The sequence below is a fragment of the Bacillus sp. 165 genome, assembly GCF_017742235.1.
Lineage (GTDB): Bacteria > Bacillota > Bacilli > Bacillales > Bacillaceae_G > JAGHKQ01.
Genome location: NZ_JAGHKQ010000005.1, coordinates 97,599 through 120,484, shown reverse-complemented (window position 1 = coordinate 120,484; position 22,886 = coordinate 97,599). Strand labels below are relative to the sequence as shown.

The 22,886-nt window shown below is 38.7% G+C and carries 19 protein-coding genes and 3 pseudogenes; 18 read left to right on the top strand and 4 right to left on the bottom strand.

Annotated elements, in window-relative coordinates:
- Positions 1-16: 16 nt before the first annotated feature.
- Positions 17-922: a polyisoprenyl-teichoic acid--peptidoglycan teichoic acid transferase TagU gene (gene tagU / locus J7Q84_RS09960; RefSeq protein ID WP_209094381.1), complete on the top strand. Its 906-nt coding sequence runs from the start codon at positions 17-19 to the stop codon at positions 920-922.
- Between the two features lie 54 nt (positions 923-976).
- Here tagU and J7Q84_RS09955 read toward each other — a convergent pair whose 3' ends face one another.
- Complete coding sequence (locus J7Q84_RS09955) at positions 977-1,750, bottom strand: LCP family protein (protein ID WP_247739189.1); 774 nt, start codon at positions 1,748-1,750, stop codon at positions 977-979.
- A gap of 708 nt (positions 1,751-2,458) precedes the next feature.
- Here J7Q84_RS09955 and J7Q84_RS09950 point away from each other — a divergent pair.
- On the top strand, positions 2,459-3,403 hold the full coding sequence (locus J7Q84_RS09950; protein WP_209094380.1) for a coiled-coil domain-containing protein: 945 nt from the start codon (positions 2,459-2,461) through the stop codon (positions 3,401-3,403).
- A gap of 237 nt (positions 3,404-3,640) precedes the next feature.
- Here J7Q84_RS09950 and J7Q84_RS09945 read toward each other — a convergent pair whose 3' ends face one another.
- From J7Q84_RS09945 to J7Q84_RS09935, 3 genes and pseudogenes are all read right to left on the bottom strand, one after another.
- Positions 3,641-3,970 (bottom strand): hypothetical protein, encoded by a 330-nt coding sequence (locus J7Q84_RS09945; protein WP_209094379.1) that lies wholly within the window; start codon positions 3,968-3,970, stop codon positions 3,641-3,643.
- Positions 3,971-4,362: 392 nt separating this feature from the next.
- Positions 4,363-5,001 (bottom strand): DUF3885 domain-containing protein, encoded by a 639-nt coding sequence (locus J7Q84_RS09940; RefSeq protein WP_247739188.1) that lies wholly within the window; start codon positions 4,999-5,001, stop codon positions 4,363-4,365.
- A gap of 49 nt (positions 5,002-5,050) precedes the next feature.
- Positions 5,051-5,980, bottom strand: a pseudogene (locus J7Q84_RS09935) (IS1595 family transposase); the annotation flags it as partial.
- On the opposite strand from J7Q84_RS09935, the pseudogene J7Q84_RS18355 reads away from it, so the two are divergent.
- From J7Q84_RS18355 to J7Q84_RS09860, 16 genes and pseudogenes are all read left to right on the top strand, one after another.
- Positions 5,973-6,182, top strand: a pseudogene (locus tag J7Q84_RS18355) (PTS sugar transporter subunit IIA); the annotation flags it as partial. The pseudogenes J7Q84_RS09935 and J7Q84_RS18355 overlap by 8 nt on opposite strands.
- 33 nt (positions 6,183-6,215) lie before the next feature.
- A pseudogene (locus tag J7Q84_RS09930) lies at positions 6,216-7,145 on the top strand (PTS transporter subunit EIIC); the annotation flags it as partial.
- A 34-nt stretch (positions 7,146-7,179) separates the two neighbouring features.
- Positions 7,180-8,595, top strand: a complete 1,416-nt coding sequence (locus tag J7Q84_RS09925) for a glycoside hydrolase family 1 protein (RefSeq protein ID WP_209094378.1) — start codon at positions 7,180-7,182, stop codon at positions 8,593-8,595.
- A 51-nt stretch (positions 8,596-8,646) separates the two neighbouring features.
- Entirely contained in the window at positions 8,647-9,537 is an 891-nt protein-coding gene (locus J7Q84_RS09920; protein WP_209094377.1) for an ROK family protein, read from the top strand.
- Positions 9,538-9,564: 27 nt separating this feature from the next.
- A complete protein-coding gene (locus tag J7Q84_RS09915) occupies positions 9,565-10,278 on the top strand; it encodes a GntR family transcriptional regulator (RefSeq protein WP_209094376.1) in 714 nt (237 codons plus the stop codon).
- Positions 10,279-10,296: 18 nt separating this feature from the next.
- Positions 10,297-11,175 (top strand): ROK family protein, encoded by an 879-nt coding sequence (locus J7Q84_RS09910; RefSeq protein WP_209094375.1) that lies wholly within the window; start codon positions 10,297-10,299, stop codon positions 11,173-11,175.
- Between the two features lie 22 nt (positions 11,176-11,197).
- Positions 11,198-12,145, top strand: a complete 948-nt coding sequence (gene manA / locus J7Q84_RS09905) for a mannose-6-phosphate isomerase, class I (protein ID WP_209094374.1) — start codon at positions 11,198-11,200, stop codon at positions 12,143-12,145.
- A 383-nt stretch (positions 12,146-12,528) separates the two neighbouring features.
- Entirely contained in the window at positions 12,529-12,696 is a 168-nt protein-coding gene (locus tag J7Q84_RS09900) for a hypothetical protein (protein WP_209094373.1), read from the top strand.
- 698 nt (positions 12,697-13,394) lie between these two features.
- Positions 13,395-14,858 (top strand): lipopolysaccharide biosynthesis protein, encoded by a 1,464-nt coding sequence (locus J7Q84_RS09895; RefSeq protein WP_209094372.1) that lies wholly within the window; start codon positions 13,395-13,397, stop codon positions 14,856-14,858.
- Positions 14,859-14,903: 45 nt separating this feature from the next.
- Complete coding sequence (locus J7Q84_RS09890) at positions 14,904-15,713, top strand: glycosyltransferase (RefSeq protein ID WP_209094371.1); 810 nt, start codon at positions 14,904-14,906, stop codon at positions 15,711-15,713.
- A gap of 61 nt (positions 15,714-15,774) precedes the next feature.
- Positions 15,775-16,911 (top strand): glycosyltransferase family 4 protein, encoded by a 1,137-nt coding sequence (locus J7Q84_RS09885; RefSeq protein ID WP_209094370.1) that lies wholly within the window; start codon positions 15,775-15,777, stop codon positions 16,909-16,911.
- A 110-nt stretch (positions 16,912-17,021) separates the two neighbouring features.
- On the top strand, positions 17,022-17,759 hold the full coding sequence (locus J7Q84_RS09880) for a YveK family protein (protein ID WP_209094369.1): 738 nt from the start codon (positions 17,022-17,024) through the stop codon (positions 17,757-17,759).
- A complete protein-coding gene (locus tag J7Q84_RS09875; protein ID WP_209094368.1) occupies positions 17,749-18,435 on the top strand; it encodes a CpsD/CapB family tyrosine-protein kinase in 687 nt (228 codons plus the stop codon). The genes J7Q84_RS09880 and J7Q84_RS09875 overlap by 11 nt, the downstream gene beginning before the upstream one ends.
- 153 nt (positions 18,436-18,588) lie before the next feature.
- The gene (locus J7Q84_RS09870) at positions 18,589-20,403 is read left to right on the top strand and encodes a polysaccharide biosynthesis protein (RefSeq protein ID WP_209094367.1); all 1,815 of its coding nucleotides are present in this window, start codon (positions 18,589-18,591) and stop codon (positions 20,401-20,403) included.
- Between the two features lie 43 nt (positions 20,404-20,446).
- Positions 20,447-21,874 carry an O-antigen ligase family protein gene (locus J7Q84_RS09865; protein ID WP_209094366.1) on the top strand — a complete coding sequence of 476 codons (1,428 nt, stop codon included), beginning with the start codon at positions 20,447-20,449 and terminating at the stop codon, positions 21,872-21,874.
- 306 nt (positions 21,875-22,180) lie between these two features.
- Positions 22,181-22,792, top strand: coding sequence for a sugar transferase (locus tag J7Q84_RS09860; RefSeq protein WP_209094365.1), 612 nt, complete (start codon positions 22,181-22,183; stop codon positions 22,790-22,792).
- The last annotated feature ends 94 nt before the right edge of the window (positions 22,793-22,886 follow it).

The window sequence follows — 22,886 nt, the reverse complement described above, 5'->3', positions numbered from 1 at the left end:
ATAAGGTGGAACTATGATGAAAAAGAAAATCCTGTATTGGATGTTAGGTATTATTGTAATAGGGGCAGGTATTTTTGTGTATAATGTGTATTCTTCCGTTTCTAAGACGGTAGATACGATGCATGAGCCGTTAAAGCGGGATAAGTCGGAGAAGCGTGAGGAAGAAGTGAGCACGAAGGACGAACATCCAATCTCGATTTTAGTATTTGGTGTGGATGAGCGTGAGAATGATCGAGGCCGTTCGGATTCTCTTATGCTTCTTACGGTAAACCCGGCTGAGAAATCTACGAAGATGCTCAGCATTCCTCGTGATTCGTATACGGATATTATCGGCAAAGGCAAAAAGGATAAGATCAATCATGCGTACGCCTTTGGCGGTGTTAATATGACGATTGATACGGTAGAGAATTTCTTGAATGTTCCGATTGATTATTACATTCAGGTGAATATGGAAGGTTTTAAGGATATTGTTGATGCGGTCGGCGGTGTAACGGTGAATAATGACTTTGCATTTACGTATGGCGGATATGATTTTGCAAAAGGTGTTATTGATTTAAATGGTGATGAAGCATTGGTCTATTCCCGCATGAGGTATGAAGATCCAAACGGTGATTTTGGCCGCCAGCATCGCCAGCGTCAAGTGCTGCAGGCTGTGGTTCAACGCGGGGCGACTGTGGAATCCTTGACGAATTACGGTGGTATTTTAGAAGCGATTCAAAAGAATGTGCGTACGAATATGACGGTAGAAGATATGTACAATATTCAAAAGAACTATCGGGATGCAAGCAAGCATATGGAGGAACTCCAGATTCCGGGCGAGGGCACGAAGATGGACGGAATTTATTATTATATCGTGTCAGATGAGACTAAGCAGGAATTATCGCATACGCTGCGCCAGCATTTAGGATTGGCGGCAGAATAAGAAAAGCGGACAGGCTTCGTTGGGAAGCTTGTCCGCTTTTTTGCGTTGTGTAAATTAATTCATGAAATACTGGGTTACCAATTGCTTCATTTTTTCTTCGTCAATGATTAATTGGTCGTTGTTGTTTTTTAAGATATCGTCACGCATCGTTTTCCACTCTCCAGCTAGCTGATGGTACTGCAGCTGTGCCGGGTTAAAGTCTTTTACCGCAAGTCCTAAGCTCAGCATGTCTGGTGTAGTCATGTTAGTTGCGATCAAGAAGTTTGGTATTTGCTTGACGAAGGCAGGTAGCTTGGTCACATTGGAGGGATCCAGTGCTTTTTTAGCCATTCCTACTAATGCTTCCTCCTGCAGGCGCTGACGGTCATATTCGCCGTTTTTCAGAGAGTAGCGTTCATGTACAAGTTCGGTTACCAATTTGCCGTCCGCTTCGTATATCCCTTTTGTGATGACTTTGTTTTTGTTTTCTGCATACCAAGGATGTGTAAATTTGACATCAAACGGTACATTCATTTCGATGCCGTCTAATGCATCCACTGCTCCCTGCAGGCCTTGGTAGTTTGTTTCTACATAGTAGTTAATCGGAATGCCTGTTAATTCGGAAACAGATTGAATCGCGGCATCGATTCCTTGCTGGCGTCCTTCTGTCGCTTGTTTAATGTATTGCACACTTGTCAGTTTTGTATAGCCGTAGCCTTCGAGATGTACACGTGTGTCACGCGGAATGCTCATGGCTTGGTATTCCTTTTTATTTAAATCCACATGGACAACAATCATGGAGTCAGAGTGTCCGATATTGTCTCCTTTGCGTTCGTCTGATCCGATCAACAGAATGTTGAAGACGCTGTTTTGGACTTTGTTATCTTCATCTGACGCTGCGACAGGTACAGTTTTAAAGTGGTTTTCTGGCTGTAGCTGTTTATAGGCATATGTACCGCCAGCTACAAGGAGTATGATTAATATTAGTATGCTGTAGCTGACAATTTTGCTGACTTTTCTCTTTTCATATGAACCTCCGTTGCTTTCCTTACATATGAGGGGTTTTTACCTATTTTACTATATTACGAGATAGTTTTATATGTAATAGTTGGAATGTTTGTGGAATTGCAAGAAAATATGGTTCTGGTGTAAATACCAAGACAAATAGAAAAAAGTTGTTGGTCCACTTTCAGATAACCCCTTAGGCCGTTATCCCAAACAGTCTATGTATGAAGTCCACTTGAATAAATGTTGCTTTTCCATACTGATGACGTACCTTTTTAAGAGTACTAGTATCAGTATGTCTAGGGTTTAGAGATTAATTGCAATTGTCTTGAAGTTTGTGCACCAGAACGCAAAATTATATATTATTATATATCTCCTCTGAAATTACAATATATAACATTATATACATATTTTACTTGACTAAACCCTTAGAACGCTATATTCTTATAAAAGAACATAGCGTTCTTTATAAAGTTCATATACCTTCTTTATCAATCTTCATTGCCATTTATGTTCTATCTTTTATTTTTAATATAAGAAGGGGATGATTTAATGGCGGTAGTTGGTAAATTATTAGTGGCAGTTTCGCTTACAGGAACTATGGCAGCAGGTGCACTAGCTTGGAATGGTGGTGAAAACCTAGAACTCATAAAAAGTTATGCGGTGTCCATGAAAGACAAAGTTTCAGCGTTATCTGATGATATTAGTTTCCTTAACAATTCTATTTCAGGAAAAAATGACAAGATTAATGGACAAAAAGAAAAAATAGCAGAACTTGAAGGAATTATCACTCAGTTAACTGCGGAAAGAGATGCTCTCCAAGCAGAAGTAACCCGGTTGACGGCGGAAAATGCACAAATTCCTGCATTGGGAGCACAAATTGAAGCTTTGAACGCAACAATTGCGGAATTAGAAGGACAAGTTACTGATTTACAAGCTTCCTTAGCTTCCCTTCAAGCTGATTACGACAATACAGTTGCTGAACTTGAAACAGCAAATAGCGAAATTACTAAAGCTAATCAGGAATCACAAGAATTAAAGGATTATGCAGCCAATTTAGAAGCTGAAACTACTAGTACATATAATGCTGCAAAAGTTGATCGGACTAACCCTATGTATGAAGTCGGAGAAACAATACCTACAACCCCAGGTGAATTTCCTACTTTGGCAGGAGGATGGAATAGCTTAATATATGCTTTGCAAGATACTGAGGTAGGAGTGGTTATGAATAGTATTATAAGCACTTCTATTCATCAGATAGGGTCCTATGGAAATAGCCCTGACCTTACTGTATGGTTAATTGACATGCCTGAATATCAAGACGGAGATTTGGATGGTTTAATGGGATTTCTTGTACAGAATTCTAATATAGTTGACATGCCTAGTTCGTTTAATATCATTTTCAAGGTGCTAAATTCCGATACTCATATTGTCACCTACAAGGTTTATATTGATAACGCCACTGGGGAGTATGTAGCGGATAGAAAGGTTAACTAATTTATAAATGAAAATTAAAAGGGAATAATGAATATCTTTCATTATTCCCTTTTAATTACCCAATAAGTAACAGTCACATAATATATAAGTTCTATCATGCTATGTTAAAATTTTTTTGCTTAATTTATCCGAAAAATTCTCAATGATTCTAATAGGTAGGAGAAAAACGGTTCTGGTGCAAATACCAAGACAAATAGAAAAAATATGAAGTGGACAGGGAAATCCTGTCCACTTTTTTTATTTAGCTGCTTCTATCGAAAAGACAGCCGGTTTGTTAAAATACCCCAGCATGTCGAGCCCTGACATTTTCGGAAGCCGCGACAGGAAAAAAAACATCTCTTGTGATGTCGGAAAGGAGATGGGGGCCAGCTCTGAAATCATAAATTCCTCTTCTTCTTGTGGGAACGCGAGCAGGTGTACGGTATATCCGCCCTCCTTTTGTTCATGAATGAACCCTGTGGCTACGGTTACGCCGTCTTCATCTGTAATGGTCAAGGCGGCATCGGCATGGCTGCTGTGTCTTAGCTCGAGATTAGAAAATGGAACAGCTTGTAAGGGATTGTTCATTTATTTTTCCTCCTGATTGGTAAAACTTAAGATTCATTTGCAGTGTAGTATAGATACAAACTGTGGACAACTTGGTAAAATTGCGCTTTTTAGGCTTGAAAATTGGATTTTCTCCTAGGGAAAATTGGATTTTGCCAGCATGAAATTTTAAATATGGAGGTTTTGTATTCTGAAAGATTTATCTTTGGGAGAAAGGCTGTTTTTGAGGTTTAAGTAAACAAATAATTATATAAAGCCATAGACTACGGTATTTTATTTTACTTGGATGTAAAGGTTGAACATCTGTTTTGGTTTTTCTATACTTTTTAAATTAAGGCTCTGTTAAACTTTAATGTTGATTTTTGATATATTAGAGGGAAACGCCAGAAATGGTGTTTCCCCTTCTTCAAAATTCAATTAAAAACCTTGTCAATCTCAGGTTTGTCATAATCCAAAATCCACTCATTAAATATTTCATACATATCTCTTATTGTTTCAGGTGAAGTTGCTAATAAATCACAACCCCTGTCATCGTAAACGTGAAAGATAGTTTTTTTGTTAATATTTATGAAATAAACCCGATGATAAATACTTGGTTTTAATCCTAAATCTTGATTGCATAATGCTTTTAACAAAGGTTTGAATTTAAATTCAGTGGTTTTACACTTTAGAGTAAATCTATGTGTTCTATATGTTCCTTCTTCGTCATCTTCTGGGAAAATATAGGGCATCATTTGATGCTTCAACCTATACAAAATCGACTTCTCAACATAAGGTGAATAGTTCTTTAATTCACGTTTGATATTTTTACCTTTATCAAAATCATTTACATCTATCACTACAAATATATCATCCGTAGGAGAGTGTAAGGCTTCAAATAAAGTAATCGCTCTTTTATAACACCCCAATACATATGGGTTGTTGGGATAATCGTATCCCCTTTTCCATTCGACTCCAAGTTCAAACCGTATACCAATATTCCAACTATAAAACAAAGGCGGTCTCAGCTTTAAATTGGGGAATGTTTCTTGCATAAATTCTTTTAAATTCATTCCGACACCTCATAAAATTCAATCTTCAAATCAGACAAAAAACCAAGGACTAAACATTAAATTTTGACAAACGCAAACTATCATAAGTATTCGTCATTTCAAATACAAACGATGTTAGCAAGAACTCTTTAATGTTGTGTTTAGTGTTTTCATTACTGCGACTATCTACAAATAGGAACCACGAAAGATAGTTGTCGAGATACTTTGTAGCCACACCCTTAAAGCGGTCTAACCATTGTTTCATTCGAGAATGGAGACCATTTACATTTTGAATATGATACAAGCCCTTTATAACGTGTTTTCCATCGTTTGATTTAATGCGATAATGTTCTATTCCCTTCTCTTTTGCATATGTTTTATAGGCTCTCGAAGCATCCGTAACAAGTACATTATTAGGTGTTAATTTAGAACCTATCATACTTTTTACCTTAGTCTTAACAACACGACCCATACAAGCAACTTTAGATACTGTTGCTTTTGTTCGGTCTCTGGCAACAAGAACACATACTTGTTCTTGGCTTATTCCTCTATGTTTAGATTTCCCGCCACGCTTACGAGGATTGCGTTCCGTAATCCCACGTTGCCCTTTTTGAGAGTATAAGAAATAGGTTTCATCAACTTCAACTATACCTTCAAATTGCTCAAAATCCATTTGTTTTAATGCACTTAATAGCTTGTGTCTCCAATAAAAAAGCGTAACCCAAGTAACCCCTATGATTTCGGCAGATTTTTGCAAGGAATAACCTTTGAACATACAATCAACAAATGCAATCCATTCATCTCCTTTTCGGGTGCGATAAAGAACTGTATTTGTTGTATCAGTAAATGTTTTATTACAACATTTGCAACGATAGCGTTGGCGACCATTGTATTTTCCGAACCTTACAACGTATTCAGATGCGCAATGAGAGCATTCAAATCCTTCTTTAAAACGAGTTTCTCGCATTTCATTTATTAGACGACCACCGACAGAGGAAGCAGACAGCCTGTTAGTGAAGGCGGAAGAAGATTTGCATGGTGCTCATAATATCCATTTTCAGCTCGTTCAAAAAGAAGCTACGGGAGAAAAAACGGAATTTTCCTTGCTTTTGATGCATGCGGAGGATCATTTAATGTCTACGCTGGCAATGAAAGAGCTTGTAAAAGAGTTATTGGAAATTTTTAAAAGCAGAAATTTATAACATACAGACATATATGATGGGGAGGGGTTATTCATGTTTGAAGCATTAAGTAAGTTTCTTATTCCGATCGCAGGGAAGTTAAACAATAATCGGTATTTGCAGGTGTTACGTGATGCATTTATGCTTTCTTTTCCTATTACTATTTTCGCATCGATTATAGTGGTTTTAACAAATCTGCCATTTTTAGACAAGCTGATGAGCGAAGGAGCTCTTACTACCTTCCGTTCTTCTTTCGGTATCGCATCGCAGGCGACTATGGGGATTATGACGGTATTCGTTGTGTTTGGTATCGGCTATTATCTATCAAGAAGCTATGACGTGGAAGCGATATTCGGCGGTGCCATCGCATTAGTATCCTTCTTACTGTTAACGCCGTTTGTATTAATACAAGAGGGCGGAGAAGCAATTCAGAATGTTATTCCGCTGGATCGCCTTGGCGCAAAAGGCATGTTCCTTGGAATGATTGTAGCATTCCTAGCAGCATAGATTTATCGCATCATTGTTCAAAAGGATATTACGATTAAAATCCCGGCAGGTGTTCCACCCGCTGTTGCAAAGTCATTTGCTGCCTTAATCCCAGCACTTATCACATTATCTGTTTTTCTAGGTATTAACATTTTTGTTACACAAGTTTTTGATACGAATATGCATGACTTTATTTATAAAGCAATTCAAGCTCCACTGGTTGGCTTAGGCGGCGGAATTGTGCCTACTTTAATTGCAATATTCTTTATACAAGTATTATGGTTCTTCGGCCTTCACGGTCAAATCATTATTAACTCAGTAATGGACCCAATTTGGAATACATTAGCGATTGAAAATTTTAATGCATATACAAATAATCAGGAAGTTCCGCATATTATTACTAAGTCTTTTATCGACATTTATACAGTAGGTATGGGTGGAACTGGAATGACCTTGGCTGTTGTCGTTGCTATTTTGGTGTTCATGAAGAGCAGACAAACAAACAAGCGGTGTAACGGGAAAGGGGATTCATATGATAAACACACAAGAAGCAACTAAACAACAGCAATATCATTTTCCGGCAGGATTTTGGTGGGGATCTTCGGCATCGGCCACACAAACAGAGGGTGCTGCAAATGAAGATGGAAAAGGAAAAAACATTTGGGATCATTGGTATGAGGTAGAACCGAACCGTTTCTTTGACGGAGTCGGACCGGAAAACACATCCCAGTTCTATTATAAGTACAAAGAAGATATTCAGTTAATGAAAGAAATCGGTCATAATTCATTTCGTATGTCTATCTCTTGGTCTAGAATGTTTCCAAATGGAGCAGGGAATGTGAATGAAAAAGCGATTGCGTTTTATAGTAACGTAATTGATGAGCTGATTGCTGCAGGCATTGAGCCGTTTGTGAATCTGTATCATTTTGATATGCCGATGGAGCTTCAAAAAATCGGCGGCTGGGTAAATAGAGACGTGGTGGAAGCATACGTTGTGTATGCGGAAACTTGCTTTAAGCTGTTCGGCGACCGTGTGAAAAAATGGTTTACGCATAATGAACCAATCGTGCCGGTAGAAGGCGGCTATCTGTATGATTTCCATTATCCGAACGAAGTGGATTTCCAAAAAGCAGTGCAGGTCGGTTACCACACCTTATTATCAAGTGCAAAAGCGATTAAGGCGTATAAAGAACAAGGGCAGGATGGAAAAATCGGGATTATTTTAAATCTCACTCCATCGTACCCAAGAAGCCAGCATCCGGCAGATGTAAAAGCTTCTGTCATTGCGGATGCGTTCTTTAACCGCTCCTTCTTAGATCCATCTGTTAAAGGAGAGTTCCCGGCAGAGCTTGTTGCAATCCTGAAGGAAGAAGGCTATATGCCTGTTATGGAAGACGGCGATCTTGCTGTTATAAAAGAAAATACTGTGGATTTACTGGGTATTAACTATTATCAACCGCGCAGAGTGAAGGCGAAAGAGCATATGCCGAATCCGGAAGCTCCGTTTATGCCAGAACGTTATTTTGATAATTATGTTATGCCAGGGCGTAAGATGAACCCTCATAGAGGCTGGGAAATCTATGAAAAAGGTATTTATGATATTTTAGTTAATGTGAAAGAAAACTATGGAAATATCGAATGCTTTATCTCTGAAAACGGAATGGGTGTAGAAGGAGAAGAACGCTTCAGAGACGAGAATGGCATTATTCAGGATGATTATCGCATTGCCTTTATCCAAGAGCATTTAAAATGGGTTCATAAAGTAATCCAAGAAGGATCTAATGTGAAAGGCTATCATTTATGGACGTTCATGGATAACTGGTCCTGGTCTAATGCTTATAAAAATCGATACGGCTTTGTATCTGTGAATCTTTCTAAAGATGGCGAGCGTACTGTGAAAAAAAGCGGACAGTGGTTTAAAGCAGTTTCTGAAAATAACGGATTTTAACAAAAAGATGGTCTTGTTTGACCATCTTTTTCTCAATAAGGGGGATTATATATGAATTATGTAGTAATGGATATAGGAGGTTCCTCCATCAAGCATGCTGTTATGAATGAAAAAGCAGAATGTCTCACATCTGAAAAGACGGTTACGCCAAAGCAGGGGGAGGGACTGACATTTCCGTGCTTGATTCAAATTATTGAAGACTATAAACAGCATTTTCAGATTAGTGGAGTGGCGTTAAGCGTTTCGGGAGCGGTAGATCCGGTAAGCGGCTATGTATATTTTGCCGGTGCTGTCACAGATCTTATGCATAAAAATGTAAAAGAAGAGCTACAGTGCGTCAATTTGCCGGTGGAGCTTGATAATGATGTGAATTGTGTGACGCTGGCGGAGAAATGGATGGGTCATGCGACTGAATGTCAAAGCTTTGTATGCATTGCAGCGGGAACTGGAATCGGCGGAGGTATCTTTATCAATGGAGAGCTGTATCGAGGAAATAAAGGAATGGCTGGAGAATTTGGCTTGATGACGTTACACTATAATCAAGAGCTAGAAACGGCTATAGATCAGTATTCTTACAGTAATCTCGGTTCTTCTAGAGCATTGGTAGCAAACGCTTCCAAAAAGCTTGGATATCCGGTCACGGGCGAAGTCCTTTTCGAGCTTGCTGAACAGGGCAATGAACAGGCACTTGCAGCATTAGATGAATTTTATAATGCGCTTGCGATAGGAGCGGCTAACATTATCCATGCTTTGGCTCCGGAAAAAGTGCTGATCGGCGGGGGAATTAGCGCCCAGCGAAGTGTGATTGACGAAGTGAAGGAGAGAATAAGAAGAATACGCGAGGAAGCATTAGATGTTTCTGAAATAGATCGCTGTTATTTCCAAAATGATGCGGGGAAAGTGGGAGCGTTGTATCATTTCTTAAAATCAGCCCATTCTTAAAAACTAATCAAGTCAGGTGATTGTAATATGAGTAAATATGAAAGTATTTCTAATGAAATAAGGAATAGGGTGAAGGCGAATGTTTATCCCGTCGATCAGCCTATTCCAGACGAGGTATCGCTCTCAAAAGAATTTCAGTGCAGCCGTATGACGATGAAAAAAGCACTCGATATTTTAGTGATGGAAGGACTGCTGTATCGGAAGCGGGGACATGGCACCTTTATTATTAAATCAACGATGCGTGATAATACAGGGAGTATAGTGGATAAGGAGACATTGGGTCTTTCCACTTTATTAAAGGGCAAGCATATTGTCAGCACCGTTATTACATTTGAAGTGCAGTTTCCGTCAGAAGAGGTTGCAGCGCATTTAGGCATTAGCCAGGACACTCCAGTGTATCATCTGATCCGTTTAAGAAGTGTGGAGCATGAGCCTTATGTCATGGAAGAAACCTATATGCCGACCAACCTTATTTTGGACCTTACCGAAGAGGTGTTAAATGCTTCTATATATGCTCATATCACAAATACGTTGAAGCTGACAATTGCCGGTTCACAACGTAAAATAAGAGCTTGTAAACCGAATGAATTAGACCGTAAGTATTTGGAATGCAAAGCAGACGATCCGATTTTAGAGGTAGAGCATGTGGGCTATTTAAATACAGGTATACCTTTTGAGTACTCTTTTTCTAGACATCGTTATGACAAATTTGTTTTTACGACAATAAATATTAGACGTTAAATACTAGGGGGAATGGGAATGCTTTTCGGAGGAATTGAAGCTGGCGGCACAAAATTTGTTTGCGCGGTTGGAGAACCTGACGGCAAGATTATAGAAAGGATACAAATTCCTACCACTGTTCCGGAGGAAACGATGGGACAGGTGATCGAGTTTTTCCAAAAATTCGATGTGACAGCAATCGGGGTCGGTTCGTTCGGTCCTATCGATGTGAATCCTGATAGCAGCACATATGGATGTATTACAACGACACCGAAATTGGCATGGCGCAACTATCCGATTGTGCAAACGCTGAAAGATGCGTTTGGCGTGCCGATTGGTTTTCATACCGATGTGAATGCTGCGGCCTTAGGGGAAGTAACGTTTGGAGCTGCCGAAGGATTGGACAGCTGCTTGTATATTACTGTAGGTACAGGCATAGGAGCAGGTGCAATTGTGCAAGGGAAGCTGCTCGAAGGTCTTTCGCATCCGGAAATGGGACATATTCTCGTCCGGCGTCACCCAAAAGACATCTATGCAGGAAAGTGCCCGTATCATCAAGATTGCTTAGAAGGGCTTGCAGCTGGTCCGGCTATTGAAGAACGCTGGGGCGAGAAAGGGATAAGTCTTGCTGAGCGTCCGGAAGTATGGGAGCTGGAAGGATATTATCTTGCACAGGCATTAATGCAGTATATTCTCATTTTGTCTCCTAAAAAGATCATTCTGGGCGGCGGTGTAATGAAGCAAGCACAGGTCTTTACACATGTGCGCAGCTATGTGAAGGAATTATTGAATGGATACGTTGCATTTCCAGAAGTATCAAGTAAAATAGAAGACTATATTGTATCTCCGAAGCTCGGAGATAATGCTGGAATAACGGGTACGCTTTTATTGGCAAAGCGTGCATATGAGGAGAAGTAAAACAGAATCTAGGGAGGAAACAATGGTACAGCCGCTTTTTTTACAACCAGTATTACAAGAACGCATTTGGGGAGGAACTACTCTTCGTGATGAATTTGGATATGCTATTCCATCTGAAACAACAGGAGAGTGCTGGGGAATTTCTGCCCATCCCAATGGTCCTTCTATCGTAGAGAACGGACCATTCGCAGGGAAAACGTTGGATGCATTGTGGAAGGAGTACCCTGAGCTATTTGGCAATCCAACAGGAGAGGTGTTCCCGCTGTTAACGAAGGTCTTAGATGCTAACGATGATTTATCCGTTCAGGTGCATCCGAATGACACATATGCCCGTGTGTATGAGAATGGGGAGCTTGGCAAAACCGAGTGCTGGTATATCATTGACTGTAAAGAAGATGCTGATATGATTTTTGGGCATACAGCACAGACGAAGGAAGAATTCGAAGCGATGATCGCAGAAGGAAAGTGGAATAGTCTGCTTCGCCGCGTGAAAATTAAGCCGGGTGATTTCTTCTATGTACCGAGCGGCACGATTCATGCGCTGTGCCGAGGGACATTGGTGCTCGAGACGCAACAAAGCTCTGATACGACATACCGCGTATATGATTATGATCGTACGGACAAGGCTGGCAACAAACGGGAGCTTCATTTGGAGAAAGCAATCGATGTGACAACAGTTCCGCATGAAGAGAAGAGTACGGAGTACCGAGTGGAGCGAGCAGAGGGAGCTGCTATTACGACATTTGTAGAGGAAGAGTATTTTTCTGTATACAAATGGGATGTAGACGGTTCATATATACACGAGCGTAGCGCACCATTTTTATTGTGCAGTGTTCTTGACGGACAGGGCAGCATTGAGACAGGGGAAGGGGTGTTTCCATTTGAAAAAGGAGCCCACTTCATTATCCCAGCTGGGTTAGACAGCTTTACGATTACAGGGAAGATCTCATTGATGGTTTCTCACCCTTGATTATGAAAACAAGCCGGAAGAAGATCCCGGCTTGTTTTTTATGTGTAAGCTCATACCAATTCAACAGAAACAGCTGCGTTATTCGTACAGTGTACATGGATTTTACAGATTGTATTGCATGATAGCATAGCATATAAGTAGAATAACTAGTAACCAGAACGGAGTAACCAATAATAAGCCATACATGCAACCGCGGAAGAATTCCATATTTTCTCTGTCCTTTCATTCTGCATTTCTAGTAAGTATGAATAACGCTTTTATAGTTATCATATTTCCACTCTAGTATATGTAATTCCTCTTTTTAAACCAGTTGCTGCAGGTATGAAATTTTTACCTTATGACTACAATAAAACTAGATTACAAGTATAGGGGAGAGAGAGGATATGCTGCTGCAAATAGGGCGTTATTTTCTAGATGATATGGAAAGGGTCAGAATGGAGAATGGTATTGTCGAATGGATTCCTGGGGCAAATCGATGGATTTTAGATATGGATGATGAAGACTTAGTAGAAGTATATTATAAGTGCTTGAAGGAGCAGGCCGCTTTGTAGCGGTTTGCTTTTTTTATGTAAAGGCATTGATGCAGGTAATTGGAGTTCTTGTTTTCTTTCTTTATTGCTGCTTCGGTTGTGAGATTGCGTATAGAGAGGATTTGTAAAAGAAATATGGAACAGACTACAATGTATTGTTGATAGGAAGAAAAGGTATCTTTGTATAATGTTGAACGAGTGAAGATACAGGTATTTTATCGAAACTTGCTAGTTTGTAATTATGATTCATTATTTAATCAAAATGAAATCAATGGAATAGAAGTTGGTCTTATTTTTCGTTATTTTTAATTTTTAGAATATTTTAAATAAGGCATTGTAAACTTCTTTTAGATTGTTTATCATAAATATATATTCTTAATATTAGAGATAACTAATAAAAAAAGTTATGTATACATATTATTGTTCCAGTTTTTAGGTAATTTTTGTGGGATAATCATATTCAAAGAAAGTAATATATTAATGTACAAAACGGTGATGTCTACTAACCATTATCAATGGAGGCACTCGATCACACTGTGGGTATATGTGAGTACCTTAGACGCCGGTCGTCAATGGTGGGATGTGAGGATGGGTTTGATGCCCAGTTTTTATGCTGTTTTGATGAGAAGGTTGCGGATCATTTACCATAGAATGTTGGTACGGCCGCAATCCATACAAACGGAAAGTATTAAAAATATGAACATAGAAGGTATATATGCATGTTATTCAGACATTCTTTAGTCTATTTTATAGCAAAAGGTGTACCAGGGATAATAAGCTTTTGTTCTATCTATTTGTATACGAGATTGCTCTTGCCAGAGCAATACGGTACATTTTCAATCGTTCTGGCTACAGCAGGGCTATTAAATAGTATCATGTTTCAATGGATTAGGGTGAGCCTGTTACGGTTTTTCCCACAATTTAAAGAAGAGCGGCATCAACTGCTTTCCACCACCTTTACTGCTTTTTGCAGTATGGCAGCTGTGACTGGTGTGATTTTTTGGGCTATGTCTGTTCTTAATAAAGCACCTGTTGGTGGGTCAGCATATTATCTGCTAGCCTTCTTTGTAACCATCAGCACGGCATGGTTTGAATTGAATTTAGAAGTGCTGAGAGCGCAGCTTTCTCCGAAAGTTTACGGGTTCATTTCTTTAAGCAAGGCAGTATTAACCTTACTTATAAGTGTCAGTCTGATTAAATTGGAGCTTGGTGCGGTAAGTTTAATGCTAGGGCTTATACTCGGGAATATTTTTCCTGTATTATTCATTTCAAAGAGAGCTTGGGGCACGGTGAAAAAGCATAATTTTAATACAGAAATATTATTACAGTCGCTAAGGTATGGATTACCTTTAACTGCAACTTTTACTCTTACTTTCGTCATGTACAGTTCATCCCGCTTCCTTTTATCTTATCTTGGGGATCACACTCATACAGCAACTGGTATATATTCCGTAACATATGATTTTGCACAAAATACTTTAATTTTACTCATGATGATTATTAATGTAGCTGCATATCCCATCATACTGAGAGCTCTTGAAAACGATGGAGAAGAGGCTGCAAAGGAAAAAATAAAAGAAAGTGTCGTGCTGCTGCTATTGGTGGCAGTGCCGGCTACTGTAGGTTTGATAGCATTGGCTTCGAATATTGTAGCTGTGCTGTTTGGTTCTCAATACAGAACTGTGGCCCGAGATATATTGCCATGGATTGCTGTGGTAGGATTCCTGCAAGGATTTAAAGTGTACTACATTGATTTGGCATTCCAATTAGGAAAATGCACGAAAAAGCAAATATGGCCTGTTTTGATTTCTGCTGGTATCAATATCGCATTGAATTGGCTGTTAATACCTAAGCAAGGAATTATGGGGGCTGTATATTCCTCAATCATTGCCTACGTAATATCTATATCAATCAGTTTTATAATGAGCCGCAAAGTTTTTAAACTGCCATTTCCATTTGTAGATGGTATGAAAATCATGTTGTCCGCTATATTTATGTATCTAGTCATTATACCTTTTTCTAATCAAAGCGGAATATTCATGCTGCTGTTGCAAGTTTCTATTGGAGCAGTTGGATATGGTATAGCCATCTTTTTCTTTAACACAGGTAATAGCCGTTCTAAGTTAATCTCTTCTATTAAACAAAAAAGAGTGTATCACAAAAGGAGCAGCAATAGTGTATAAGAAAGTGTTATGTATTTCTTATTTGAAAGAAGAGGAGCAGAGTGAATGTCGACAGTTTCAGTAATATGTTCTGTAAAAAATGGTGAATCGATTATAGAAGAAACGATACAAAGTATCCAACACCAAACATTTCAAGATTGGGAGTTTATTATTGTAGACGATGGTTCAACAGATGATACGAAAAAGATTGTCAGTAAATACATTAGTGAAGATAACCGCATTCGGCTTATTCCTACTGAAGGCATTGGGAGAGCGGAGGCATTGAATTTAGCAGTCAGCCATGCAAATGGTGAGTATATTGCGAATATCGATGCAGATGACCCGAGTCATCCCATGAGAATACAATATCAGTATCAAGCGTTTCAAGAATACCCGGATTATGCCTTAGTGGCTGCAGACTATATTCTCATCCTGGATGAGCAAAAAGTAGATTGGCCTCAAGTGGAAGAGAAACTAAACATAACCCCCTTAAATCAACAGTTACCATATTACAATCCCATCCATCATAGCTCTGTCATGATGCAAAGGGCTGCGCTAATTAAAGCAGGAAGCTATAATACAGGCTTATCTTCACTATTGGATTATGAGTTATGGGTTCGGCTTGCTTCCAATCATTATAAGCTCGGTAAATTAACATTGCCTTTAAGCAGTAAGAGAATCCATTCAAATCAATCCTTTGAGAATAAGAAAAGGATGAAGTATTTAATGCAGTCATTCAGGATACAACAGATGGCAATTAAATCGTTAAAAGGTTCATTACCGGCAACCATCAGCATGTATCTACGTTTCTTGTACGGTATTTTGCCGCAAAGGCTGCGTGTGAGCATAAAAAATATAGTCATAGCGAGGACATAGCAATAAGGTGTGCAAAATGCCTAATAAAGCCTTTTCATGACAATAGGTAAAGGGTGGTACTATGAAACAAAATAATGGTAAAAAGGTTTTATTCTCAGCTACAGTCTACCTGCATTTAGCAGCTTTTCATAAGCCTTTTATGAAAATGCTGCAAAGAAACGGCTTTGAAGTGCATGCTGCAGCTAACCCGCATTTCGGGCGAAAAGATGAAATCGAAGAGCTCGGGGTGAAGTGTTGGGATATTCCTTTTTCACGTTCCCCATATACAAAGCATAACTGGAAAGCATACAAAGAGTTAAAGAGCTTGTTTGAGGAAAATTATTTTGATTTAATTCATGTTCATACGCCAGTCGCTTCATTTTTAGTAAGGTATTTGGCAAAGCGTAATAAACAGGGTCCTGTTTTATATACTGCACATGGATTTCATTTTTTTAAAGGGGCTCCTCTTACAAACTGGCTTTTGTATTATTCTGCTGAAAGAATTGCCAGCAGGTGGACTGACGGGCTAATTGTAATGAACAATGAAGATTACAGTAATGGAATAAAGATGGGATTTATTCCGAATGAAACGCTGTTTTCTACTAGAGGTGTCGGCATTGATATAGAAAGCTATAGTTATAAGGAAAAAAGTGAGATTAGAAAAGAGCTGAACATCCCTGAGGATCATATTGTTATCACATGTGTGGCAGAGCTGTGCAGCAGGAAAAACCAACTGTATTTATTAGAAGCTTGGAAGGAATTAAGTACAATGCATAAGCATATTCATCTTCTGTTAGTAGGAGATGGAGGAATGGAAACCGAGCTAACGGAGTTTGCGAATAATAAAGGGCTGCGCAATGTCCATTTTGCAGGTTACAGAACAGGCATACCGAGCATTATCAGCAGTTCGGATATTATGACGCTCGTGTCAAAGCAGGAGGGACTTCCCCGTTGCATTATGGAAGCGATGGCATGCTCTAAGCCTTCAGTTGTTACAAATGTAAGGGGCTCAAGAGATTTAGTGGAACATGGCGTAACGGGCTATGTAGTAGAACTGGATGATAAGGAGCAGCTGGTACAAAGCTTCCATGCCTTAATTCAAGATAAAGAAAAAAGAATCCAAATGGGCCAAGCGGCTTTTGAGAAAATTCAAGGATATGCATTGCAAAATGTTTCTGGTCAACTAGATTCTATTTATAGAAAGTATGTAACTCAATAGTATTTAGAAAATGACCATTCTCTATGAGGATGGTCGTTTTGTTCTAGAGAATGAATGGACAGTTCTAAGCATTGGTTAATAGCAGGTAATTCCCGAAAAGGAGAATGACAATGAAAGAAACAATCGGTGTAAAAGAATTATTTCAAGTGTTGCGCCAGCGTTTATGGATTATCATCGTGATTACAGTCGCTGCAGCGGTTACCAGCTGGACAGTCAGCAATTTCTTTATTACTCCAATCTATGAAACGTCTACACAAATTCTAGTAAATCAGAAGAAGCTTGATAACGCTGTAGTTCAATATAATGACGTGCAAACAAATTTGCAGCTGGTAAATACATACAGCATTATTATAAAAAGCCCTGCGATTATGGAAAAAGTAAAAGAAAACTTGAATTTGGATATGTCCGTTAAAAATCTTACTGAAAAAATAGAGGTCGTTAATGAGCAAGATTCACAAGTTATTTCCGTAATAGTACAAGATTCAGATTCGGGAAGAGCACGTGATATAGCAAATACAATTGCAGAAGTCTTTCAGACAGAGATTCCCCATATTATGAATATCGATAACGTTACTATTCTTGCAAAAGCGGAAGCGGTACAAGCGCAGGAGCCTATTAAACCGCGTCCTATCTTAAACACTATGATTGCTGCAGTAGTAGGACTTGTGGTCTCTATAGGGTTATCAATTATGATTGAATATTTGGATAATACAATTAAGAAAGAGCAGGATATTGAAGCTATTCCTGGGCTTCCTGTATTAGGAATAGTAGCACCGATAGAAGTAAAAGTAAGTCAAGAAACAACGGCTTTTATTAAGAAAGTGGGGGGACAAACCATTGATTCGTAAACAGAAGCATAAAGGAAGAGTAGGAATTATCGCCCATGAACAACCGAAATCAGCCGTTTCAGAACAATACCGTAATATTCGAACCAATATTCAATTCTCTGCGGTAGATAGCACAATCCGCTCTCTTATGGTGACTTCTGCTAATGCAGGAGAAGGAAAAACAACAACAGCTGTGAACTTGGCTGTAGTGTTCGCCCAGCAAGGAAAGAAAGTTCTGTTAGTAGATACAGACTTGCGCAAGCCAGCACTGCATGAAGAGCTTCGTACAGACAATAATAGGGGGATTACAAGTGTACTTTCCAAGCAAGCTACATTAGAGAAATGCATTCGTAAAACAAAGGAAAGCAATTTGGATTTTCTACCGTGTGGAGTGATTCCTCCGAATCCAGCCGAGCTTCTTGGTTCAGCGGCAATGGAAGATTTTTTGAAAGAAGCGTACTCTCGATATGACCTTGTATTATTTGATACACCCCCTGCCTTAGTAGTAACAGATGCGCAAGTAATGGCAAATCAATGCGATGGCATTATATTGGTTGTTCGCAGCGGTAGAACAGAACGAGAAAAAGTTATGAAAGCTACGGCACTGCTGCAGCATGCAAAAGGGAAGATGCTTGGAGCGGTGCTGAATGATATAAAACAAAAAGAAAACGGAAGCTATTATTACATGCAAAAATAAAAAGTGGTGCCACAGTGTCTGTATTTGTAGAAATCATCAAACAAACTATCTCTTTCACTGTTTGGATAGTTTTACCTATACAGAGAGCAAGAATTTTAAGTGATATACTTGGAATTCTTGTTTGCGGAGAGAATATGGGGAGGAGAAGAAACCATGTCTTATCGAACGCGGTTTTCCTTATTAGCTGTTCTTGATTCACTTATAGTTTTCACATCTGTGTATTTGAGTTATTTGTTCTTGCACTCGGAGTTTTCAGCAATCCTCCCGCTGACTTTAATTTTTAGTTCATTCACTTTATTGTTCAGCTACCATATTTTTTCAATTTATTTCAAGTTATACAAAAAAGCATGGGAATATGCGAGTGTTGGAGAAGTATTTTGTATTTTTAAAGTAGTCACATTTTCTATTATATCTACTCTACTCGTTCAGTTTATAGTGTCTGAAGAAGTTTATATACGCATATTCATTATAGCTTGGATGCTTCATATGCTGTTTATCGGCGGTACTCGTTTTGTTTGGTTCATGCTTCGTAAGGGCTATAAAAAGTCTGCTCAAAAAAAGAGAACATTGATTATCGGTGCTGGATCTGCCGGAACGATGGTCGCTCGTCAATTATTACAAAGCAAGGAAACAGATTTGTATCCTGTCGCATTTGTCGATGATAATCAAGCTAAGCATAAATTAGAAATTTTTAATATTCCGGTAGTAGCAGCAACGAAGGAAATTGAAAGAGTAGTAGAGGATTATGATATTGAACATATTATTATTGCCATTCCATCCTTAAGCAGAAAAGAAATCCATGCAATTTTTGAAGAGTGTGCAAAGGCAAAAATAAAAACACAAATTGTACCGATGCTCGAAGATATAATACATGGAAGGGTCTCTATAAATGAATTTCACGATGTCTCAGTGGAGGATTTATTAGGACGTGAGCCTGTACAGCTTGATGATAAAGGGATTTCAGAAACAATAACTGGAAAAACGATTTTAGTAACAGGTGCTGGCGGTTCGATCGGATCTGAAATATGCAGACAAGCGATGAACTACAAACCTACTAAAATTGTTCTTTTGGGTCATGGTGAAAACAGCATTTATACCATTGAAATGGAACTGCACACATTATATAAAGATGGCATTGAGATTGTGACAGAAATTGCTGATGTGCAAGACCGCAATAGGATGTTGGAAGTAATGGAGAAGCATCGGCCTTATATTGTCTACCATGCAGCAGCTCATAAGCATGTACCGTTAATGGAACGCAGTCCGAAGGAAGCAGTAAAAAATAATGTAATCGGTACAAAGAATGTTGCAGAAGCTGCAGATGTATTTAGGGTGAATACTTTTGTTATGGTTTCTACGGATAAAGCTGTTAATCCTACGAGTGTAATGGGTGCTACGAAGCGTATTGCCGAAATGGTTGTGCAGCACATGGATACTGTAAGCCGTACACGATTTGTTACAGTCCGCTTTGGAAATGTACTAGGAAGCCGCGGCAGTGTTATTCCTTTATTTAAAAAACAAATTCAGCAAGGGGGACCCGTTACTGTTACACATCCAGATATGGTTCGATATTTTATGACTATTCCTGAGGCTTCACGTCTAGTTATACAGGCCGGAGCATTAGCTCGCGGAGGAGAGATTTTTGTATTAGATATGGGAGAACCTGTAAAAATTGTTGATTTGGCAACAAGATTAATTACTTTATCCGGATACAGGATAGATGATATAGGGATTGCGTATACAGGGGTGAGACCGGGAGAGAAACTGTTTGAAGAGCTTCTTGGAGAGGAAGAGGTTCATAGCAAACAAATTTATCCTAAGATATATGTTGGTAAGCAAAAAGAAGTTGATAGAACATCAATCCTGCATCTCATTGAAAGTTTTGAAGAGCTTGAGAGCGAAATGCTGCGAGTATATATCTTGAATATAGCCCAAAGCAGAAAGAAGCTTTATCAAGAAGCAAATTGATTCTTAAAACCCTCGTAAGAGTTGGACAGAGAAGGTGCAATGTATGAAAGAATATAAGCCATTGTATATGCAAGATATAAAAATTACTAAACCTATTATGATTATACTGATGCTGCTTATAGGTCTAATTGTCGGTTTAGCCGTAACTTACAGCCCTCATTCTTATATTCTTTATGCAGCAGCAGGGTTAACTATCTGGGCTGTAATTGTGCTGCGGAAGATAAAGTTAATGGAAATTATAATACTGGGACTGCCTGTAATGTTTAATATCAGCATTGGTATAAAGTTGAATATATCTATAGCGGATTTTGTACTGCCTGTTATATTGTTTTCCATTATAGTAAGAGGAGATTACGGAGCAATACGAAAAATATTTTTAGATTATAAGGGCATGGTAGTCTATCCATTCTTATTGATGTTGATAGTGAGTGTCAGTTTATTGCAAACATTTGCCTATACAGAGGTTGATATGCCTTATGGTTTATCAAATATTTTAAAATTGGGTGTCAACTTTTTCTATGTACTCATGTTTCTCTATTATTTTCAAGTCGAAGGCAACCTTTTCAAATTTTTGAAATATTGGTCTGCAGCTTCGATTTTCTTTTCTTTAATCTCTTTAGCAGGAGTAGTTCTTTACTACTTAGGATATGATTTAGGATTATCGTATGCGTTTAGAGCCACTGGTACATTTGAGGACCCTAACTTAGCGGCAGCCTATTGCATCATTTCTATTGGATTTTGCTTGATTTACAATCGCATGTATAAGCAAAAAACGATAGGCTTGAATGTGATTTTACTTTTTATCATTTTAGTGTTGACGGCTTCTAGGGGAGCAGCAGTCGGATTTTTGGTAGGCTGCTTGGGTGCAGCATTAATGTTTTATAGCTTAAAGAATATGAAAAATCTATTACGGTTGATTTTTTATGTGGCAGCAGGTGCACTGCTGTTTGTAAGTGCGTTGAAGCTTGGATTATTCGAGCTTGATATAGTCCAGAATTCCTTGAACAGGATTTCTTCGGTGGAATCGAGCGATGAAGGAACACAATTACGGATGTTGCTATGGAAGACAGCGTTTCAAATGTGGGCAGAAAATCCAATTTTCGGTGTAGGGACAGGACAGTATATAAATCATACCAGCAACATCTTAGGTTATACATTGGATAATATCCCGCATAATACTTATTTAGCATTTCTAGCTGAGACAGGATCAGCAGGGTTCTTAATATTGGTTTCTTTGCCATGTTACATTGTATTCAAAATTCTTTCGCTGTCTAAATCCTACAAGAATTTGAAAGCATATTTAATATTCACTATGATTGCCATCGGCACGCAAGCTTTTACCATCAACTTGGAAAATTTCCGTGTACTATGGGTATACTTAGCTTTTTGTGTTGTATTTGTTAAAGCGTTAGAAAGGCATTCACCACTTGCAACAGCTCGGCATAATACATCTGAAAAACAAAGTCTGTGAGTATGTTCTAATGTGGTAGCTACCTTTCTGTAATCCAAATAACAAATAAGAGACTTGCATTTTGTAAGGTGCTTGCATTAAGAAGTATGTACTATTAGTGCATTCATACAGAAAAGGTCAATGACTTCAAACTTTATGCGGAGTTTAGCTGATAGTTTGATATACGCTACTGCCCATCATTATGATTGTGAGAAAGATTTTACGGAATTTTAAAAAATCCATGTTTTGAAATGCGTATAAAGATACAAAAAACCGGCTCTAATTTAACTTGGTAAGACATAATTAAGGAGTTAGGAGTGCAAAACTATGAAGCGTATTTTTGATGTGCTGGTTTCATTAACGGTGTTGATGTTATCATCTGGCATTATGATTATGGTGGCTATATTGGTAAGGTGGAAGCTAGGCTCTCCTATTATATACACTCAACAACGTCCTGGGCTTCATGGAAAGCCTTTTTTTATTTATAAATTTCGTACCATGACGGATGAACGGGATGCAAAAGGGGATTTACTTTCAGATCATTTGAGGATGACGAGATTAGGGCGCCTATTGCGGAAATATAGTTTGGATGAACTGCCCCAGTTATTCAATGTATTAAAAGGAGACATGAGTCTCATTGGCCCTCGCCCTTTATTAATGGAGTATTTACCTCTTTATACTGAAGAACAAGCGAAAAGGAATAATGTGCGACCTGGTATAACAGGATGGACACAAGTTAACGGCCGAAACGCTATCAGTTGGGAAGAGAAGTTTCAATTGGATGTGTGGTATGTGGAAAACCAAAGTTTTTGGTTAGATTTAAAAATAGTGTTTCTCACACTGGTAAAAGTCGCTATTTCTGAAGGAGTCGATCAGAATGAAGAAACGTCGATGGAAATGTTTGAAGGTTCCTCAGTCAAAAAAGATATGAGTGTGTGACTTTTGAGGGAGCATTTACTCAATCCTGCATATGGCAGCAGTAAATCCCACAGTACTTTATAGATGGAATAATTTCTCCTAAAGGGAGTTGTCG